Here is an 18,561-nt window from a genome sequence, read left to right on the forward strand (position 1 = left end):
TCCTCCATAGGTCTGCTGCAACAAATTCTTCAGCACCCTAACGTGTCAGCCGTTCGAGTCGCATCCGATGCCGTCGCCATCGGCGTCGAGACCGTGCACGTCCGTGCCGATCACCCGGACGGCTGAGCTCAGGTCTCCGCAGTTGATGTCCGGCGGGTACACGGGGATGCAGGGCGTGTAGTTCGGATCGCAGTTGCCGGCCTGCTGCTCGGGTGCCGGAGCTGGGGCCGGGGCGGGTGCTGGGGCCTGCTCGGCGGCGCAGCCCTGCAGCGCCGTGGCATTGTCCGCAGCGATGTAGTCAGGCTCGCGGGAGTGGAAGTCATAGCCATCGCGGGAGTCATAGCGGGCCGTGGCGAGGCCTTCTTCGATCAAAGTCATGCCCGCGTCGGTGTCGCCGACGTCGATATAGCGCAGGATCCGGTCGTAGCGGTCGGTGTCATCCCCGTCCCGGGTCAGCGTGACGGTCTTGCCCCGCACGAGTTCACCCATCCGGGCCGAGGCGGTGTCGAAGTTGCACTCGCCGCGCTCCGGGGTGTCGATGCCGGTGACCCGAACGGTGTCCCCGTTGTCGAGCTCCACGGTGTCCCCGTCCACTATCCGCACGACGACGGCGCGATTCTCGTTCGGGTCCGTCGAAGGAGTGGGAGTGGGAGTGGGGGTCGGGGTGGGACTGGGCGTGGGGGACGGGGTGGGACTAGGAGTCTCACTCTCCGTGGGTTCCTCGGAGGGTTCGTCCGATTCCGTGGGTTCCGGGGATTCGGACTCTTCGGGTGAGGGTCGCTCAGACGCGGGCTCCTCGGTCTCAGGCGCTGAGGTCCCCTGGTCACCGGCTTCCGGTTCATCGCCCTCGGCTGGATCCAGTGCGACGCCGATGATTCCGATGACCAGCAGCAGCGCAAACAGGGCGACGAGTCCGGCGCAGCCGATGGCCGGAATCTTGGCGATCAGCGGCCATTGTCTGAAGCGGCTCCATCGGGACCGGTTCTGCGTCCCGGTGCGGGAGCGCTTTCTGGACGCGGACGGGCGCCCCGGCAGGTGCGGCAGCTTCAAGGGAACCTCATCAAGTTCGAGTGACAGACCCTTGCGGGGAGCATGAGTCTGACATCACAGTAACGTGCCAGGTGGAGTCGTCTCGTTCAGGTCAGGCGACCGGGCTAATGTGTCGCCATGGAGTTCACCATTCCGGAAAGCTGCGGGAATTCACCGCGCATGCAGATCGTCGCGGAGATCGCCCGGGCGTGGGGAGAGGGCGATCAGGCCCATCTGGAGCAGTGGCTTCTCCCTGATGCCGAGTGGCACGTCCACCCGACGGAGCCGGAGGCAGAGTTTCAGCGTCTGGTGCTGGACAACGTGGTGACGCACGGCAGGTTGGGCTCTTGCGATGGCGTCGCAGTCGGTGCCGATGGCTCGGCCGTGCGTTTCGCGCACTTCATGGTCTTCGCCTCGACCGCCAAGACCGCGAAGATTCGATCCATCACCACCTATGTGGTCTCGGCAGGGAAGGATTTCGACGGTGCCGGCAACGACTGAGGAGTATCAGGGGTTCATCGGATGGGTGCTGAGTCTGATGGAGCGCTTCGGGGAACTCGGAGTCGGGCTCGCGATCTTCCTGGAGAACTTCATCCCACCGATACCCTCCGAGGCCATCCTCCCGGGAGCGGGATTTCTCGCCTACGGGGGTCTGATGAGCCCGTGGGGTGCGTGGCTCTGGGCGAATCTCGGCTCTCTGCTCGGAGCGCTGCTCTGGTACGGGGTAGGCGCAGCGCTGGGTGCGGAAAGGACCCGCGCCATCATGGGTCGTCTGCCGCTGTTGAAGGTCTCGGACTTCGACAAGGCTGAACGCTGGTTCGACCGCTGGGGACCGTGGGCTGTGCTGCTCGGGCGCTGTGTGCCGATCGTGCGCTCCTTCATCTCGATCCCGGCGGGGATCACCCGCATGCGCATGCTGACATTCCTCGCGTTCACCCTGGTGGGGTCCGCGATCTGGAACGGCATCTGGATCGGTCTGGGCTTCGCGCTGGGCCCGAGCATCGAACCGGTGCTCGCCGAATGGAGCGGCGTCCTCTCCAACCTGGTGGTGGCGCTCGCGGCCTTGGCGGTGGTCGCCTTCATCATCCAGCGACTCCGCACCCTCCGCCGCCGCGACCGAGTCTGAGCCCCCTCCGCCGCCGCGACCGAGTCTGAGCCCCCTCCCCAACGTTTTACCTCCCTTTGCGTGGTCTACCGGGGCTACGGGCGGGCTGGTAAACCACATTGGGGGAGGTAAAGCGCGCGGGGGTGGGAACAGAAAACCCCGCTGACTGCATAGCTGCAGTTCAGCGGGGTTTCCCTGTGGCGGTGACGGTGGGATTTGAACCCACGGTGCGGGGTAACCGCACACAGCATTTCGAGTGCTGCACCTTCGGCCGCTCGGACACGTCACCAGGCCCGTTGAGTATACGCAAACATCGCGCACTCACCCAAAAGCGGCGAGCTGGTCCGAACGCACATCACGCTCAGCTGTGGAACAGCGCGTGGACCTCACCGGAGATCTCGCGACCACGCAGCGCCTCAATCTCCAGGACGACGGCGGCGCCGGCCACCTGACTGCCCAGCTGACCGATCAGCTCCCGGCTCGCGGCCAGGGTGCCACCGGTGGCGAGCACATCGTCGACGATCAGCACCCGGTGCTCGGGCGTGAGCACGTCAGGCGCCTCGATCACGGCCGTCCCATATTCCAGCGTGTACTCCACCCGACCGGCCGGCGCCGGGAGCTTGCCCGCCTTGCGGATGGGCAGGAACCCGGTGCCGGTCAGCGCAGCGATCATCCCAGCCAGGGTGAACCCGCGCGCCTCGATGCCTGCCACCATGTCGAAGTCCCCGGCGAAGGGCGCCAGCAGCCCTTCGGCCACGGTCCGCAGGGCCGCGGGATCGGCCAGCACCGGGGAGATGTCCTGGAAGAAGACGCCCGGTTCGGGAAAATCCGGGGTCACCGCGAACAGCGACCGGGCATAGGCCAGCTGATCGGCGGTGGGCGCGGCAGAGTTCTCGAAAGAAAGAGGTGTGGACACGGGCCCAAGCCTATCCGCGGAACTCCTCGAAGAACGCTCGCAGCGTGGCGGCGCACTCCTGCGCCCGCACCCCCGGGTGGACCTCGACCCAGTGATTCAGCCGCGGCTCGCGCAGGATGTCGAACACGGACCCCGCGGCGCCTGCCTTCTCATCCCAGGCGCCGAAGATCACCTGCTCGATCCGAGACTGATAGATCGCCCCGGCGCACATCGGGCAGGGCTCCAGCGTCACGGCGAGCACGCAGCCGTCCAGTCGCCAGGTGCCCACAGCTCGGGCCGCAGCGCGCAGTGCCGTGATCTCGGCATGACCTGCCGGATCGCCGTCGCGCTCTCGAGTGTTGTGGCCCTCGCCCAGCAGCTGACCCTCGGCAGAGACGACGACGGCGCCCACTGGCACGTCCGCGGAGTCCTTCGCCTGCGCGGCGAGCTCCAGGCAGCGGCCGATCAGCGCCTCCTGGTCGGCGCGCGCCCGCGGAGACCATGCGGCGGCGGGCTCAGAGTTCTCGGTCACCACCCCAGCTTATGGCGCGCGGCAGCGTCCGCCGCCATGCGGCCCCAGGAGGCCGGTTTCAAGGCGTGCTGGTAGTTTTGAAGCATGCGCGTACAGGTTGTGGAACACCCACTGATCTCCCATAAGCTCACCCAGCTCCGCCGGGTGGAGACCGCTTCGAATCAGTTCCGTGAACTGACCCGGGAGCTGGTCATGCTGCTCTCCTATGAGGCCAGTGGATCCATCGCCACCGAGCCCGTGGAGATCCAGACTCCGGTGGCCACGATGACCGGAACCCAGCTGGCGGATCCGAAGCCACTGGTCGTGCCCATCCTGCGCGCAGGCCTGGGGATGCTCGACGGCATGACCGCCATGGTCCCCACCGCCGAAGTCGGCTTCCTGGGCATGGCCCGGAACGAAGAGACCCTCGACATCATCACCTATGCCGAGCGCCTCCCCGATGACCTCACCGGCCGCCACGTCTTCGTGCTGGACCCGATGCTCGCCACCGGCGGCACCCTCGCCGAGGCGATCCGCTTCCTGAAGAAGGCCAACGCCGCCAAGATCACCTGCATCTGCCTGCTGGCGGCCCCGGAGGGCATCGAGCGGCTGCGCTCCAAGATCGGGGACATCGACGTGGAGCTCTACCTCGCCGCGATCGACGAGAAGCTCAACGAGAAGTCCTACATCGTCCCCGGCCTCGGCGACGCAGGCGATCGGCTCTACGGCCTCGCGCAGTAGGGCCTGCGCCGCGCCTCGAGGACTCCGCGAAGGCCTCCACCAGGCGACATACTGTGATCCCGATCACTAAAAAGCTTCCACATCTCATTATGTGGAAGATCCCCCCTTTTGTTACTTGCGGATTTCAAATGTGACGGACACGCTGTAATAGTTATCGCCGTCCACCGCAGTGGGGGAGTTGCCGCCAATGTCCGCACACCTGAGCCAGCCGCAGAATCCTGGCTATGTTCATGTCTCCGTGCGCAACGCCGCCCGCCGAGCCGAGATGGCTCGCCGACTGCGCAGCGCCACCGCCGAGTCCGGTGAGGCTCACCCACGCACAGCACCGGTACCGGTGGTCGCGCAGAACGGCGGAGGGCCGCAGATGGTTCAGCCCGACATCGTCACCCGCGGCTTCGTGGTCTACGTCGGCCTCGACGAGGACACCGCCAGCGCCGCAGGAACATCCCTGCACAAGATCGCCACCGAGCTGCGCGACTACGTGGAGCACATCGCCACCGAGGCCCAGGTGCATATCGCCATGGCCATGGCCTCGGCCGCCCACGAGGGCAGCGACCTCGAGGTGGTCCGCCAGGCGCTGGGTGACCCCACGGTCACGCACCGCGGCGTCGAGGTGCCCGTCAACACCCCACCGGCACCCAGCAGCTCAGGTGTGCTGATCGATCTCTCCCGGCGCGAGGTCCGCCTCGACGGTGAGGGCCTGAATCTCACGTTCAAGGAGTTCGAGCTGCTGAACTACCTCGTGGACAACGGCTCCCGCACAGTGGGCCGCGAGGAGCTGCTCAAGACGCTCTGGCGCAATGTCGACGAGGACCAGATGCCCAACGAGCGGACCATCGACGTCCACATCCGCCGGCTGCGCTCCAAGCTCGGACGCCTCGCCAACACGGTGCGCACCGTGCGCGGTCAGGGCTACCGATTCTACGAGCACCCCGAGGTCACCGTCTGGGCGGCCCCCGAGTACTCGATCTGATCTGGACTGACTGTGCCTGAACTGCTGATCCTTCGCCACGGCGAGTCTGGGCATTCCTTCTCCGGGGATGACCACGGCCGCACCCTGACCCAGCACGGGCAGGAACAGGCGCGCGCCGTCGGCCGCTGGCTTCTGGAGAAGGGGCACCTGCCGGATAACACGCTCTGCTCCGATGCCATGCGCACCCGGCAGACCTGCATCTGGGTCAACCACGAGCTGGGAGACAAGGCCCCGACGCCGTATCTGGACCAGCGGCTCTACCTCGCCGAGCCGCGGTCCATGCTCTCGATCATCAATGAGGTGCCCGAGACGGTGCAGTCCCTGCTGGTGGTGGCACATATGCCCGGAGTCCAGGCGCTCAGCATGGATCTTGCCTCCGGGAAGTCGCGAGAAGATCCGGTGATCCAGATGGCCGGGTCCTGGCCGCCCGCGGGTCTGGCGCGCTTCACGGTGGGCAAGCCCTGGGCCGAGCTGGACGGCCGAGGCGCCGAGCTCACCGATTTCTTCACCGCCGGCTAGCGGCTTCTTCCGGCCCGCTCAGATCGCCGATTCCAGAAGGCGCACCAGCTCATCCAGCGCCTGCGCGGCCTGATCGCCGCGGGCGCGCAGCACCACTTCGTCGCCGTGCGCGGCGTCCAGACTCATCACACCCAGCAGGCTGTCGGCCTGAACTGAATGCTCTGGTGTGGAGGCCTTGGAGATCTCCACCGGCACCGGTTGAGCCGCGGCCGCATACGCGAACGCCGCGGCAGGCCGGGCATGAAGCCCAGCCGCCGCGGCGATCACCGCAGTCCGCTCAATCATGCAGCAGAGGCTACACCCTTCCGTGCCCAGCGCTTCAGTGCGATCACCGAAAGTGCGGTGACCACCGAACCGGCCAGCACCGCGACCAGGAACAGCCAGAAGTTGTCGATGGCGAACGGCACGAAGATGCCGCCGTGTGGGGCGTAGGAGGTGACGCCGAAGGCCATGGTCATCGCGCCGGTGACGGCACCGCCGACCATGGAGGCTGGCAGCACGCGCAGCGGGTCGGCTGCGGCGAACGGAATCGCGCCCTCAGAGATGAACGCAGCGCCGAGGAGCACGGCGGTCTTGCCGTTCTCCCGTTCCGCCGCGCTGAACAGGCGGGAGTCGATGAACGTGGCGAATGCCATGCCCAGCGGCGGGACCATGCCGGCGGCCATGACCGTGGCCATGATCATCAGTGGACCGGTGTTGCCATCCGCGACGGCGCCCGAGAGGCCGGCCACGGCGAAGGAGTACGCCACCTTGTTGAGCGGTCCACCGAGGTCGAAGCACATCATCAGACCAAGGATGATGCCGAGCAGGATGGCGGCGGAACCGGTCATCCCGTTGAGCCAGCCCTCGAGAGCTGAGGTCAGTCCGGCGATCGGACCGCCGAGCACCAGCAGCATCAGGCCACCGGCCACCAGGGTGGCCACCAGCGGGATGATCACGACGGGCATCAGTCCGGCGAGCCAGCGCGGCACGCTGAGCTTGCGGAACCACAGCGCCACCGCACCGGCGAGGACGCCGCCGACGATGCCGCCGATGAAGCCAGCCTCCATGGTCAGCGCGATTGCGCCGGCGGTGAAGCCGGGGGCGATGCCGGGACGGTCGGCCATGCCGAACGCGATGTAGCCGGCCAGTGCGGGGACCAGGAAGCCCATCGCGGTGCTGCCGAGGGTGAAGAAGACCGCCCCCAGGTAGCCGCCGAGTGCCCCGGCGCCGCGGAAGTCCTCGGGCAGCTGATCAGGTGTGGGCAGGTTCCACAGAGTGTTCCCGAGGGTCACATCTGTGGCCACCTCGGTGATGCTGTACCCGCCGAGGAGGAAGCCCAGCGCCATGAGCAGACCACCCGCGGCGACGAAGGGGATCATGTAGCTGACGCCGGTCATCAGGACCCGCTGGGTCGCGCGCCCGAAGCTCTCACGCTCGCCACTGGCAGCTGTATTGCCATCGGAGTCGCCGGATCCACCCGAGGGGACGACGGCGGCGTTCGGGTTCTTCGCCGCGGCCAGCGCCTCGGCGATCATCTTGGCGGGCTCATCGATGCCGCGCTTGACCCGTGAGGCGATGACCGGCTTGCCGGCGAACCGGTGCCGATCACGCACGTCCACGTCCGTGGCGAAGATGACGGCGTCGGCGGCGGCGATGGTCTCGGTGCCCAAGGGGGTCGCTCCGGAGGAGCCCTGAGTCTCGACGTGGAGCTCCACGCCTGCTTCCTTCGCGGCCTTCTTCAGCGAGTCAGCAGCCATATACGTGTGCGCGATGCCGGTGGGGCAGGCCGTCACGGCCACGAGGCGGCCCACCGTCGTCGTCGATGAGGGAGCCTCGGCAGTCGGGGCGGCAGTGCTGGCGCCTGCACTCGTCTCGGAGCCTCCACCGGAGCCGCGGCCGCCGGCCGAGGCGGTGACCGGTGCGGGCTGCACCGCTTCGGCCACCAGGTCCACCACGCGCTGTTCAGAGTCAGCTCCGCGCAGATCGGCGAGGAACTCGTCATTGATCAGCGAGGTCGCCAGGGCGGAGAGGATCTTCAGGTGTGCCTGGTCCGCGCCGTCGGGGGCGGCGATCATGAAGACCAGATCGGCCGGGCCATCGGAGGAGCCGAAGTCCACGGGCTCCGCCAGTCGGGCGAAGGCCAGAGTGGCTTCAGTGACGGCTCCGGTGCGGCAATGCGGGATGGCGATGCCACCGGGCATGCCGGTCTCGGAGGTCTCCTCGCGCGCCCAGACATCAGCGGCGAGTTCCTGGACATTGGCGCTGCGTCCGGCGGAGCCGACGAGCGCGGCGAGGGCATCGATGACCTCGCGCTTGCTGCCGGCGGTGAGCCGGTCGAGGCTCACCAGCTCCGGCGTGATGATGGTATTCATGATGTCTCCACATTCGCGGTAGCGGTTGTTCGGGGGATGATGATGAGCTGTTCGGTGCTGAGATGTTCGGTCGTGAGCTGGTCGGGTGTGGGCATGACGGAACCGGGCAGCTCTGCCGCGGCACGTCCCATGGCCATGGCGTGCTTCAGAGAATCCGTGGGTGAGCCGCCGGACTGCGCCGAGGCGAGGTACCCGGCGAGTGAGGCATCGCCTGCGCCCACGGTGGAGCGCAGCGTGATCGGTGGTCCCCAGGCGCGCAGCGCGAGCGCAGGCTCGGCCATTTCTGCTGAGTTGTCCACGGACGAGTGCGGGATGAGCACCGCGCCGTGTGCACCCAGAGTGATCAGCGCCGAGCGTGCTCCGCAGTTCTGCAGTTCGACGGCGAGCTGGGCGGCGCGCATCGGATCGGCTTCCAGCGCCTCGGCCTGGGCCTGCTCATCGACGCCGGAGCCGAGGCTCGAACCTATGTCGTGCGCCGCGTCAGCACCCGCTGCGGGCCCGGAGGCCCCCAGCATCGCCGCGTGCAGCTCGAGCAGTTCCTCGGCATTGGGCTTGATCAGATCCGGTGCCGCCGACAGTGCTGCGGCAAGCGGCGCACCCGAGGTGTCCAGCGCGATCAGCGGCGCCTGCTCCCCGAAGGTCTCCCGCAGCGCCGTGATGGCCTGTGCGTAGAAGTCCTCAGGGACTCCGGGCGGAAGCGATCCGGCCAGAGCCACCCAGGTGGCACCCTCGGAGGTCTCCAGCAGTAGCTGCAGCAGCGCCTCGGTGAGCGCGGCGTCGAAGTCTGGACCGGGCTCGTTGATCTTGGTGGTGACCCCGGCCTGATCCGTGATGGCGGTGTTGGTGCGCAGCGGCGCGCCCAGCGGCAGTGCGCGGGCCGGAACCTGGATCTCCTGCAGCGCCAGCAGCACCGCGTCCCCGGCGTCACCGGGAAGTACGGCGAGTGACGGCACCCCGGCGGCGGTGAGAGCGCGGGAGATGTTGACTCCCTTGCCTCCCGGTTCGGCAGAGTGTCCGACGGCGCGCTGGACGGCCCCGGGGCGCAGGGGAGCATCGAGCGCCAGCGTCTTGTCCAGGCTCGGGTTGGGGGTGAAGGTGACGATCACTGGGTGCCCGCCACAATGACAGGCACACCGGCGTCGGCCAGGGCGTGGGCGAGCTCGGCATGCGGCTCGGCGTCGGTGATCAACACATCGATCTCCTCCAGGGTTGCGAACTGTACGAGCGTGCGGAGACCGAGCTTGCTGGAATCCGCCAGCAGAATGACCTGACGCGCGGCACGGACCAGGCCCGATTTCACCGCAGCCTCAGCAGTGTCAGGAGTGGAGAGTCCGAAGCCCGCGTCGACTCCGTTGGTGCCGATGAACGCGACATCCGCCTGCCGTCGGGCAAGGGTCGCAACGGCGGAAGCGCCGACCACGGCGCCAGTGATCCCGCGGACCTTGCCGCCGAGCACCTCGACATCGAGGGAGGTCACCTCGGCCAGCTTCTGGGCGATCGGCACCGAGCTGGTGGTCAGAAAACGAGTGTGGTGGTGCTCGCCGGTCGGTCCTGTGGCCAACAGATCGGCGAGTGCCTCCGTGGTGGTGCCGGCATCGAGCAGCAGCGAGGCGTCGGGGGAGGACGGGACGAAGCTCAGCGCTTCCCGAGCGATGTCCTGCTTCTGTGCTGAGTGCTCGCTCTGCCGCTGACGCAGCGAGGTCTCTCGCCGCGAAGGGCTGGAGCTGGCCACCGCACCCCCATGGACACGCTGGAGTGAACCAGCGGTCTCGAGCTGATCCAGGTCACGTCGAACCGTCTCTTTGGTGACCTTCAGATCCCGGGCGATCTCCTGGACGGTGATCGTGCCGCTGCGGCGCAGCCGATCCAGGATCCGCTCGTGACGCTCCGGGGCGAGCAGTGTCATGCGAAGCTCCATTTCAGTGACCCACACCACTTTCCTGTGGGTTTAGACACACTTTATCTGTGTTTGCCTGTGTATGCAACAGGTTTCGTGAACTTCACGGGGAGCACGTGAGAACTACTCGCACGCTTGGACTCGGCATAGCATTGTGATATGTCTCACCATCATGAAGCCGACAGCGCTCACGTCCCAGGCGTGCTGGTCGGTATTGACGGGTCGGCGGGCAGTGAGCGCGCCTTCACAGTGGGACTGATGATCGCGAAGCAGCGTGAGTGGCCACTGCGTCTCATCGGCACCTTTTCTCGACCGGTGGTGACCGATGACTACTACGTCAGAGCGTTGGACAGCTACCGCAGTGAAGCCGCGGGCACGGTTCAAGAGGTTCTGGACAGATACTCGGCCCGTGCCGCGGAGGCCGGAGTCGAGGTCAGCTCCCGCACCGCGGAGGGTGATCCCGGCGGGACCTTGGTCGACGAGAGCAGCGAAGCTCACGTGGCCGTGGTCGGCAAACGGGGCCGCAATCGCTTTGCCGGACGTTTTCTGGGCAGCGTGTCGAACAAGTTGGCAGCCCACGCGCATTGCCCGACCCTGGTGGTGCCGGAACGATGGGAGGCCGGCGCGCCGACCGAGCTGATGGCCCCTCCGCAGGAACGTCCCGGCGGGGAGGGTGCGGAGGAGGAACCGGTGGAGCTCATGGAGGAGTCGGTCTCCCGGGAGCACTCACGGCGATCCTTTGCCAATGTGACCGACGAGCTGAACTTCGATGCAGAGATCGTCGTCGGCGTCGATGTGGGTGATCGCGCCACCGACGTCGTGCATCTCGCGGCCGACGCCGCGGCCCTGACCAAGAGCCCGCTGACCCTGGTGTCTGCGGCTCCGCTGAACGCTCAGGGTCACTGGTATCCCAACACCGTGGAGCACAACCTCGAACTGCCGAACCTGCGCCGTCGCTACACCGATCACCTGGAAGCGATGGCTCAAGAGGTGGCGGCGAAGTCCCCGACGGTGACCGTGCGCTGGCAGTTCTTCGACGGTTCCCCCGCGGGGGTGCTCTCCGAGGCCTCCCGCACTGCGACGCTGCTGGTGATCGGCACCCGGGGTCATGGAGGCTTCGCCGGACTCCTGCTGGGTTCGGTGAGTCAGGCCGTGTTGAGCCGGGCCGTCTGTCCGGTGCTGGTGATCCCCACCCATAAGCCCCGCAAACACTGACGCTCGCGCACACAGAAAAGCACCCTCCGAATCTGCTGATCCGAAGGGTGCCATCTGTGTGTTCTGCAGTGCGCCCAAAGGGATTCGAACCCCTGACCTTCGGTTCCGTAGACCGACGCTCTATCCAGCTGAGCTATAGGCGCATCTTCACTTTTTATCTTTGATCGCTCGGCGATCTCGACCTAGAAGACTATACACGGCACCTCAGGGGCCGACAAATCACTTCCAGTCGCAGTTCGGTGGAACCCGCCGTCGTCGTGTTTTACAGTCCCGTCATCTGGGAACGCTACAGTGGACTACAGCTGGTCCCCATCGGTGTTGACGGGGATGCAGGGATGCGTGTCGCACAGTGTTGTGCACACCCGGAACGTTCACACGTTCCAGTCCTTGGGTCCTGGTCTCGCCAACCAGGAGGGGGTCAGTACGAACCTGTACCCAATGGAGGGAAACAATGGTCAACACCGTTGCAACGGCGCCCGGTGCGAATCAGACCACGGATTCCAGGACGACAGGTCCTGCGAACACGGCTGATGCTCCCACCACGCACACCCCGCTGCTGAACTTCGTCGAAGAGATCGCAGCGCTGGCCCAGCCCGAGAGCATCCACTGGGTGGACGGCTCTGAAGAAGAACACCGCAGACTCACCGATCAACTGGTGGAAGCCGGCACGTTCACCCGACTGACCAGCCCGGATTTCCCGGACTCCTTCGCGGCATTCTCCGATCCGGCAGATGTGGCACGCGTGGAATCTCGCACGTTCATCTGCTCCGAGAAGGAGCGCGACGCCGGATTCACCAACAACTGGGTCGACCCTGCCGAGATGCGCGAGAAGCTCCAGGGCGTCTTCGCCGGAGCCATGCAGGGCCGCACCATGTACGTGATTCCCTTCGTGATGGGCCACCTCGACGCCGAGGATCCCAAATTCGGAGTGGAGATCACCGATTCTGCCTATGTGGTGACCAGCATGCGCATCATGGCGCGGATCGGCACCGAGGTGCTGCGCAAGATCGAGGAGCTCGACGCGTTCTTCGTCCCCGCCGTCCACTCGGTGGGTGCGCCGCTGGAACCCGGGCAGAGCGATGTTTCCTGGCCCTGCAACGAGGAGAAGTACATCGTGCACTTCCCGGAGAGTCGGGAGATCTGGTCCTACGGCTCCGGCTACGGCGGCAACGCCCTGCTGGGCAAGAAGTGCTACGCGCTGCGCATCGCCTCGGTGATGGCGCGGGATGAGGGCTGGCTCGCCGAGCACATGCTCATCCTGAAGCTGACCAGCCCGGCGAACCGAAGTTACTTCATCGCCGGGGCCTTCCCCTCGGCCTGCGGGAAGACCAACCTTGCACTCATCGACCCCACCCTCGAAGGGTGGAAGGCCGAGACCCTGGGCGATGACATCACCTGGATCCGACCGGGCCACGAGGGAGAGCTCCGTGTGGTGAACCCCGAGTCGGGCTACTTCGGGGTCGCCCCGGGCACCGGGTGGCACACCAACGCCAACGCCATGCGGGCGATCGCGAAGGGCAACTCGGTGTTCACCAACTGTGCGCTCACCGACGATGGGGGAGTGTGGTGGGAAGGCATGACCGAGCAGCCTCCCGCACACCTCACGGATTGGCGCGGGGAGGACTGGACGCCGGATTCGGATCTGCCGGCGGCCCATCCCAATGCGCGCTTCTGCACCCCGATCGATCAGACCGACATGCTCGCCGAGGAGTACTTCGAGCCCAACGGTGTGAAGCTTGACGCGATCCTCTTCGGCGGCCGACGCAAGACCACCGTCCCGCTGGTCACACAGGCGCGCGACTGGAACCACGGCATCTTCTTCGGCGCCACGCTCTCCTCGGAGACCACCGCGGCCGCCGAGGGGCAGGTGGGCACTGTGCGCCGGGACCCCATGGCCATGCTTCCGTTCATCGGCTACGACGCCGGCGACTACCTCAAGCACTGGGTGGAGGTCTCCAGCCAGGCAGACCCGGAGAAGCTGCCGGAGATCTTCCTGGTCAACTGGTTCCGCAAGGGCCGCGACGGCAAGATCGCCTGGCCCGGATTCGCCGAGAACTCCCGGGTGCTCAAATGGGTCACCGAACGCCTGGAGGGTGGCGGCGCGGCCGTGGAGACTCCCATCGGCTTCACGCCCAGGATGGACGGACTGGACCTCACGGGACTGGAGATCACCCCCGAACAGCTCGAGGATTCGATCACCGTCTACCGGGACGAATGGCTGACCGAACTGGAGGGGATCGATGAGTGGTTCGCCGAGTTCGGCGATTCCCTGCCGAAGTCCATCGCGGCCGAGACCGAGGAGCTGCGCCGTCGTCTGCAGTCCTGACCGCTGTCGTCCTCTGCCAGGCGCGACGTCAGGCTGAAGGCGCTCCCGCGCCCATGGCGGAGAGGAGCTCGTAGAGCACGTGGGCCGCGGCGATGCCGGTGAGCTGCGCGTGATCATAGGCCGGTGCGACCTCGACGACGTCGACCCCGACGATGTTCTGGTCGCTCATCGCGCGGATGATCCGCAGCAGCTCCCGGCTGGTCAGGCCACCGGCCTCGGGCGTCCCCGTGCCGGGGGCGTGGGCGGGGTCGAGCACGTCGATGTCCACCGAGATGTACACCGGTCTGCCGGCGAGGCGCTGCTTCAGCCGGGAGATCGCTGCGGGGACCCCGTGTTCCTCGATGAACTCGGTGGTGGTGATCTGAAAGCCGAGCCGGGCGTCGTCGTCGAGGTCGCCCTTGCCGTAGAGCGGACCGCGGATCCCCAGGTGGGCGCTCGCGGTGAGGTCGATGAACCCATCCTCGGCGGCGCGCCGGAACGGGGTTCCATGGGTCAGCGGGGCACCGAAGTAGGTGTCCCAGGTGTCCAAATGGGCGTCGGCGTGCAGCACCGCGACTGGGCCGTGTTTCTCGGCGGCGGCGCGCAGCAGCGGGTAGGCGATCGTGTGGTCCCCGCCGATCACCGCCAGCCTGGGTGCCCGGGTCAGCAGCTCCGTGGCGCCCTGGTACACCTGCTCCATCGCTTCATCCAGGTCGAAGGGATTCGCCACGATGTCACCGGCGTCGGCCACCTGCTGGACCGCGAAGGGCGCGATGTCCTGGGCGGGGTTGTAGGGACGCAGCAGCCGCGAGGACTCCCGCACGTGCGCGGGCCCGAAGCGGGCGCCGGGCCGATAGCTCACCCCGGAGTCGAAGGGCACCCCGGCCACCGCGATGTCCGCTGTGCCCACCGTCTCGAGCAGCGGAAGCAGCGCGAAGCTCGCCGGCCCGGCGAAGCGAGGGGTCCGGGAACTGTCGCGCGGTCCCACCGGTGAGCTGGGGTGATCTGCGGAGGCGTCGTGGGTGCTCATAGTGGCCCATTCTTGCGCAGAAGCGGGTTGGGTGGGCGCAGGGTGACCCTAGGCGCGAGGAGCCGGCTTGGTGGTCCGTGATTTCACCACAGGTGCGGTGGTGAACCGGGCATCTCGGCGCAGTTCCTTGACCAAGGAGATGCCCAGCAGCGTGACGATGACCGTGAACGGCACAGCAGAGAGCAGCGCGGTCTGCTGCAGAGCCTGCAGCCCGCCGGCGATCAGCAGCACGATGGCGCAGACACCGGTGAGCAGTCCCCACAGGCCCAGCATCGGGCGAGCCGGGTGCATGGAACCGTGGGAGGAGAGCACGCTGAGCACGAAGGTGTTGGAGTCAGCGCTGGAGACGAAGAAGAGGATCACCATGATCACGGTGAGCACGGAGGTGATCGCGGTCAGCGGCAGCTCTCCGAGCAGGGCGAAGAAGGTCACGTTGGTGTCGGCCAGCGTCGCTTCGCCGATGTCGGTCCCGCCGACCATGTCCAGGTGGATCGCTGAGCCGCCGAAGATGGTGAACCAGAGGCTGAAGACCAGAGTCGGCACACCCAGCACGGCGACCACGAACCCGCGGATGGTGCGGCCCTTGGAGATCTTCGCCAGGAAGATCCCGACGAACGCGCCCCAGCTCAACCACCAGGCCATCATGAAGTAGGTCCACCACTGCATCCACTGCAGGTCCTCCGGGGTGCCCGGAGTCAGCAGCGCGACCATCGGGAACTCGGCGATGAACTGACCCATGGAACGGAAGTACAGGTTGCTGATGAAGCTGGTGGGTCCGATGAACAGCACATAGATCCCCAGCGCGGCGGCCGCGAGCATGGTGGCCTTGCTGATCCATTTGATGCCCCTGCTCACGCCAGACATGGCCGAGAGGGTGAAGATGACCGTGATCACCGCGATGATGATGACCTGGATGACGAGGTCCGAGGGGAGTCCGGTGAGGCTGTTGATGCCTTCGGCGATCTGCGCCGCGCCCAGCCCGAGCGAGGTGGTGGTGCCGAAGAGCGTCGCGATGATGGTGAAGATGTCGATGAGCTGCCCGGCCCATCCATCCATGCTCCGCCCCAGCACGGGGCGCAGCATCGGAGAGACCAGACCGGTGTTGCCGCGCCGATGCGTGGAGTAGGCGATCGCCAGGCCGAAGACCCCGAACAGCGCCCAGGCGTTGGGCCCCCAGTTGAAGTAGGAGAACTGCATCGCCGTGACGGCGGCATCCACCGTCTCGGGCTCGGCCAGCCCATGCGGGGGCACCATGAAGTGGGTCATGGGTTCGGCTGCGCCGTAGCTGATCAGCCCGATACCCATCACGGTGCCGCAGATCATGGCGATCCAGGACCAGTTGCTGAATTCGGGGCGATCATCATCGGCGCCCAGCCGGATTGTGCCGAACCTGCTCAGGCCCAGATAGACCATCAGCACGATGCAGCCTGCGGTGACCACCAGGTAGGCCCAGCCGATGTTCTGCGAAGACCAGTTCGACGCCGCGGTCATCACCGTGGTGAGGCTTCCGGGGGAAAATGTCGCCCACGCGACGAAGCTCAGCAGGGCAGCCACCGAGACATAGAAGACTCCGCCCGGGCGACCGGGGCTCGGCTGGTGCTGCTCGAGGGTGGTGCTGTTCGGGCCTGCTGCGGGCCCCTGGTCTTGCCGGCTCATGGGTGTCACGTGTCCTTGCCTGGGCGAACCGAGCCCAGGGCCCGTCGCGAGGTATGCGCAGGCGGGTGCCAGAACATCGGGGTCAAGCATACGGACTTCTGCCAGTGCTCGGTGCCTGGGGGTCAGGTGCGGGGTGATGCCCAGACCTGACGGCCCTCTTCCGGTGAGGACTTCGTTCGTGACAGACTTATGCGGAAGATCGGGGTTCCTCTTGTGGGGCATTCTTCAGCGATGCCCCATTTCACGCTTTTGGGTCATCACTGTTTCATCGGCCGGTCGGGTCATCTGTTGCCCGGCGGTTCTTCCCAGATTCTCCATGTCGCGGAGGCCCTATGCTGCCCCAGGATTCACGCCAGGCTGAGACCGAACTCGCACCTTCGAGTCCAGACGCTGCCCACCAGGCCTCTGCTGAGGACGCCGATCACGCCGCAGCAGCGATTGATCCCCGGATTCACCGCGAGGACCAGGAGGCGATCCTCCTGCCGGTCGTCCGCCCCGCGGACGATGGCGAGGAAGAGGAGTTGGGCTTCGCAAGGACCCTGACTCAGCACGTCATCGACTCCTGGAACCATTCGGCAGCGGAAGAGACGCAGCACGACTGGCCGGATGCAGTCGACGAGTCTGCGGCCACGCACCCTCCGGAGACCTACCGGTTCGAGGATGCCAGTGCACCGCCGCTCTTCCCGACCGCCACCTATTTCCCGCCCGACGCTGCAGAAGGCTCCGGGCCGTGGACGCGACCGCAGCCACTCCAGCACCAGCCTGCCGAACACTGGTCCGCTGAAAACTGGTCGGAGGAGAACTGGTCGGCCGAGCCGTCTCCCGAGGCTCGGGAGCCGCACCCGCAGCCAGAGCAGCCAGCCGATGGCCGCCGTGACTCAGGCCGTGGTCCTGCGCGTCCGCCGGCCCGCCGGATCGCGGACCCGGCGAGATTCTTGGCGCAGAAGCTGATCCGTCCCGTCTCCCAGGCCACGGGTGCGATGTCGACGCTGGACTGGCTCTCCGGCACTCCCTTTGAGAACCCCCATCAGGCTCAGGAGCCGGGGGAGGCTGATGAGCTCGTCACGATCAACCTGGTCCTCGACCTCGGTGAGGCGCTGTTCCGGTACGGGGCTGGAGCCCTGGAGGTGGAGACCTCCATCCTCGCGGTGACCTCGGCGTTCGGGATGAAGAACACCGATGTGGACATCACCAACCAGTCGATCATCCTGAACTGGTCACCCCCGGGCAAGATCCCGTACTCCCGAGTCCGCGTGGTGCGCTCCTGGTCCGCGAACTTCCGTGCGCTCTCCGAGGTCCACACCCTGGTCACCGACATCGCGTTCGGACGCATCACCCGCGCCGAGGCCGAGGAGACCCTGCAGGACATCATCCGAGACCCCAAGCCGTATCCGCGGTGGGTGGTCGCCACCTCGGGCGCCCTGTTCGCAGGGCTCTTCGCCAGCTATACCGGCGCGCCGCTGCTGGATGCCTCCCTGGGCTTCCTTGCCACCCTGCTGGTCCTCGCCGTCACCCGCCAGCTCACCATCTGGCGCGTCCCGGAGATCTTCACCCTCGCCGTGGGTGGGTTCCTGGCCACGGCCGTGGCGCTCTGCGCGCTGACCATGGGCGCCCCGATCACCACCTCCATGGTGGTTGCCGGGGGACTCATGATCCTGCTGCCCAGCGTGCGGATCGTCTCCGCCATCCAGGATGCGATCAACGCCTTCCCGATCACCGCAGCCGGCCGTCTGGTCTCCTCGCTGGTCGCCTTCTCCGGGCTGACCGCCGGGATCATGGTCGGCGTGGTGCTCACCGGTCGGGCCGGCGCCCCGGAGCTCGATGTCACGCGCGAGATCATGCGCATCTACCACCCCGGGGTCCTCATCGCCCTGGTGTTCCTGACCGCGATAACGGCCGCCGTGGTGCAGCAGGCCCCCTACCGTCTGCTGCTGCCCACCGGCCTGGTCGCTGCGCTGGGCTTCGGCGGAGTCTACGCCGGGGAGATGATGGGCTTCGGCGGATGGTTCACCCCCATCCTGGGAGCCACCGTGGTCGGGGCCCTGGCCCGGGTGGTCGCGCTGCGACTGCGCGCCCCGCAGCTGGTGGTGGCGGTCCCGGCGATGATGTTCATGCTTCCCGGGCTCATCGTCTTCCGCGGGATGTACCAGATCGCGATCAGTCAGTCCTCGGTCAACCGGACTGCAGGGCTCTACGAGATCTTCGACGCGCTGATCATCATCATGGCGATCGCGGCCGGAATCGTGCTGGGCGATGTCCTGATGCGCCCGCTGACCAAGCGGCTGCAGTCCAATGAGCGCACCAAGGGCCGACGGCGCTGAGCGTTGGCCT

The 18,561-nt window shown here is 66.8% G+C and carries 17 protein-coding genes and 2 tRNA genes; 8 read left to right on the top strand and 11 right to left on the bottom strand.

What is annotated here, in order from left to right; genetic code table 11:
- Window positions 1-45: 45 nt before the first annotated feature.
- Window positions 46-1,050 (bottom strand): thermonuclease family protein, encoded by a 1,005-nt coding sequence (locus tag H4W26_RS11635; RefSeq protein ID WP_192592387.1) that lies wholly within the window; start codon window positions 1,048-1,050, stop codon window positions 46-48.
- A 117-nt stretch (window positions 1,051-1,167) separates the two neighbouring features.
- Here H4W26_RS11635 and H4W26_RS11640 point away from each other — a divergent pair, with 117 nt between their 5' ends.
- Together H4W26_RS11640 and H4W26_RS11645 are read left to right on the top strand one after the other, a co-directional pair.
- The gene (locus H4W26_RS11640; protein ID WP_192592388.1) at window positions 1,168-1,530 is read left to right on the top strand and encodes a hypothetical protein; all 363 of its coding nucleotides are present in this window, start codon (window positions 1,168-1,170) and stop codon (window positions 1,528-1,530) included.
- Complete coding sequence (locus tag H4W26_RS11645; RefSeq protein WP_318779869.1) at window positions 1,514-2,155, top strand: DedA family protein; 642 nt, start codon at window positions 1,514-1,516, stop codon at window positions 2,153-2,155. The genes H4W26_RS11640 and H4W26_RS11645 overlap by 17 nt, the downstream gene beginning before the upstream one ends.
- A 177-nt stretch (window positions 2,156-2,332) precedes the next feature.
- On the opposite strand, the gene H4W26_RS11650 is transcribed toward H4W26_RS11645, so the two are convergent.
- The 3 genes from H4W26_RS11650 to tadA all read right to left on the bottom strand — a co-directional run bounded on the left by H4W26_RS11650 (window position 2,333) and on the right by tadA (window position 3,561).
- Window positions 2,333-2,423: transfer RNA gene (locus H4W26_RS11650), tRNA-Ser, on the bottom strand.
- Between the two features lie 72 nt (window positions 2,424-2,495).
- The gene (locus H4W26_RS11655; protein ID WP_192592390.1) at window positions 2,496-3,050 is read right to left on the bottom strand and encodes an adenine phosphoribosyltransferase; all 555 of its coding nucleotides are present in this window, start codon (window positions 3,048-3,050) and stop codon (window positions 2,496-2,498) included.
- Window positions 3,051-3,060: 10 nt separating this feature from the next.
- Window positions 3,061-3,561 carry a tRNA adenosine(34) deaminase TadA gene (gene tadA / locus H4W26_RS11660; RefSeq protein ID WP_318779870.1) on the bottom strand — a complete coding sequence of 167 codons (501 nt, stop codon included), beginning with the start codon at window positions 3,559-3,561 and terminating at the stop codon, window positions 3,061-3,063.
- 84 nt (window positions 3,562-3,645) lie between these two features.
- Between tadA and upp the strand changes: the two genes are divergently transcribed.
- The 3 genes from upp to H4W26_RS11675 all read left to right on the top strand — a co-directional run bounded on the left by upp (window position 3,646) and on the right by H4W26_RS11675 (window position 5,773).
- Window positions 3,646-4,281: a uracil phosphoribosyltransferase gene (upp, locus tag H4W26_RS11665; protein WP_192592391.1), complete on the top strand. Its 636-nt coding sequence runs from the start codon at window positions 3,646-3,648 to the stop codon at window positions 4,279-4,281.
- A 187-nt stretch (window positions 4,282-4,468) separates the two neighbouring features.
- Window positions 4,469-5,254 carry a winged helix-turn-helix domain-containing protein gene (locus tag H4W26_RS11670; RefSeq protein ID WP_192592392.1) on the top strand — a complete coding sequence of 262 codons (786 nt, stop codon included), beginning with the start codon at window positions 4,469-4,471 and terminating at the stop codon, window positions 5,252-5,254.
- Window positions 5,255-5,266: 12 nt separating this feature from the next.
- The gene (locus H4W26_RS11675) at window positions 5,267-5,773 is read left to right on the top strand and encodes a SixA phosphatase family protein (RefSeq protein WP_318779871.1); all 507 of its coding nucleotides are present in this window, start codon (window positions 5,267-5,269) and stop codon (window positions 5,771-5,773) included.
- Window positions 5,774-5,791: 18 nt separating this feature from the next.
- Here H4W26_RS11675 and H4W26_RS11680 read toward each other — a convergent pair whose 3' ends face one another.
- The 4 genes from H4W26_RS11680 to H4W26_RS11695 are packed head-to-tail and all read right to left on the bottom strand — an operon-like array spanning window position 5,792 to window position 10,033.
- Window positions 5,792-6,058 (bottom strand): HPr family phosphocarrier protein, encoded by a 267-nt coding sequence (locus H4W26_RS11680; RefSeq protein ID WP_192592393.1) that lies wholly within the window; start codon window positions 6,056-6,058, stop codon window positions 5,792-5,794.
- The gene (locus tag H4W26_RS11685; RefSeq protein ID WP_192592394.1) at window positions 6,055-8,127 is read right to left on the bottom strand and encodes a PTS fructose transporter subunit IIABC; all 2,073 of its coding nucleotides are present in this window, start codon (window positions 8,125-8,127) and stop codon (window positions 6,055-6,057) included. Before H4W26_RS11685 ends, H4W26_RS11680 begins: the two co-directional genes overlap by 4 nt.
- The gene (locus H4W26_RS11690) at window positions 8,124-9,233 is read right to left on the bottom strand and encodes a 1-phosphofructokinase family hexose kinase (RefSeq protein ID WP_192592395.1); all 1,110 of its coding nucleotides are present in this window, start codon (window positions 9,231-9,233) and stop codon (window positions 8,124-8,126) included. The genes H4W26_RS11685 and H4W26_RS11690 overlap by 4 nt, the downstream gene beginning before the upstream one ends.
- Window positions 9,230-10,033 (bottom strand): DeoR/GlpR family DNA-binding transcription regulator, encoded by an 804-nt coding sequence (locus tag H4W26_RS11695; RefSeq protein WP_318779872.1) that lies wholly within the window; start codon window positions 10,031-10,033, stop codon window positions 9,230-9,232. Before H4W26_RS11695 ends, H4W26_RS11690 begins: the two co-directional genes overlap by 4 nt.
- A gap of 150 nt (window positions 10,034-10,183) precedes the next feature.
- Here H4W26_RS11695 and H4W26_RS11700 point away from each other — a divergent pair, with 150 nt between their 5' ends.
- Entirely contained in the window at window positions 10,184-11,239 is a 1,056-nt protein-coding gene (locus H4W26_RS11700) for a universal stress protein (RefSeq protein WP_192592396.1), read from the top strand.
- 69 nt (window positions 11,240-11,308) lie between these two features.
- On the opposite strand, the gene H4W26_RS11705 is transcribed toward H4W26_RS11700, so the two are convergent.
- Window positions 11,309-11,382, bottom strand: a tRNA-Arg gene (locus H4W26_RS11705).
- A gap of 308 nt (window positions 11,383-11,690) precedes the next feature.
- Between H4W26_RS11705 and H4W26_RS11710 the strand changes: the two genes are divergently transcribed.
- Complete coding sequence (locus H4W26_RS11710; RefSeq protein ID WP_192592397.1) at window positions 11,691-13,565, top strand: phosphoenolpyruvate carboxykinase (GTP); 1,875 nt, start codon at window positions 11,691-11,693, stop codon at window positions 13,563-13,565.
- Between the two features lie 28 nt (window positions 13,566-13,593).
- On the opposite strand, the gene speB is transcribed toward H4W26_RS11710, so the two are convergent.
- The gene (speB, locus tag H4W26_RS11715; protein ID WP_192592398.1) at window positions 13,594-14,574 is read right to left on the bottom strand and encodes an agmatinase; all 981 of its coding nucleotides are present in this window, start codon (window positions 14,572-14,574) and stop codon (window positions 13,594-13,596) included.
- Between the two features lie 48 nt (window positions 14,575-14,622).
- Window positions 14,623-16,230: a BCCT family transporter gene (locus H4W26_RS11720; RefSeq protein ID WP_192592399.1), complete on the bottom strand. Its 1,608-nt coding sequence runs from the start codon at window positions 16,228-16,230 to the stop codon at window positions 14,623-14,625.
- A 332-nt stretch (window positions 16,231-16,562) separates the two neighbouring features.
- On the opposite strand from H4W26_RS11720, the gene H4W26_RS11725 reads away from it, so the two are divergent.
- Entirely contained in the window at window positions 16,563-18,551 is a 1,989-nt protein-coding gene (locus H4W26_RS11725; protein ID WP_192592400.1) for a threonine/serine exporter family protein, read from the top strand.
- Window positions 18,552-18,561 lie beyond the last annotated feature (10 nt).

The organism is Nesterenkonia halotolerans, from assembly GCF_014874065.1.
Classification (GTDB): domain Bacteria; phylum Actinomycetota; class Actinomycetes; order Actinomycetales; family Micrococcaceae; genus Nesterenkonia; species Nesterenkonia halotolerans.

Excerpts from the sequence above, each read along its gene's own strand:
- H4W26_RS11640 (WP_192592388.1), top strand. The coding sequence starts at position 1,168 with ATGGAGTTCACCATTCCGGAAAGCTGCGGGAATTCACCGCGCATGCAG.
- upp (WP_192592391.1), top strand. The coding sequence starts at position 3,646 with ATGCGCGTACAGGTTGTGGAACACCCACTGATCTCCCATAAGCTCACC.
- H4W26_RS11670 (WP_192592392.1), top strand. The coding sequence starts at position 4,469 with ATGTCCGCACACCTGAGCCAGCCGCAGAATCCTGGCTATGTTCATGTC.
- H4W26_RS11680 (WP_192592393.1), bottom strand. The coding sequence starts at position 6,058 with ATGATTGAGCGGACTGCGGTGATCGCCGCGGCGGCTGGGCTTCATGCC.
- H4W26_RS11685 (WP_192592394.1), bottom strand. The coding sequence starts at position 8,127 with ATGAATACCATCATCACGCCGGAGCTGGTGAGCCTCGACCGGCTCACC.
- H4W26_RS11695 (WP_318779872.1), bottom strand. The coding sequence starts at position 10,033 with ATGACACTGCTCGCCCCGGAGCGTCACGAGCGGATCCTGGATCGGCTG.
- H4W26_RS11700 (WP_192592396.1), top strand. The coding sequence starts at position 10,184 with ATGTCTCACCATCATGAAGCCGACAGCGCTCACGTCCCAGGCGTGCTG.
- H4W26_RS11710 (WP_192592397.1), top strand. The coding sequence starts at position 11,691 with ATGGTCAACACCGTTGCAACGGCGCCCGGTGCGAATCAGACCACGGAT.
- speB (WP_192592398.1), bottom strand. The coding sequence starts at position 14,574 with ATGAGCACCCACGACGCCTCCGCAGATCACCCCAGCTCACCGGTGGGA.
- H4W26_RS11720 (WP_192592399.1), bottom strand. The coding sequence starts at position 16,230 with ATGAGCCGGCAAGACCAGGGGCCCGCAGCAGGCCCGAACAGCACCACC.
- H4W26_RS11725 (WP_192592400.1), top strand. The coding sequence starts at position 16,563 with ATGCTGCCCCAGGATTCACGCCAGGCTGAGACCGAACTCGCACCTTCG.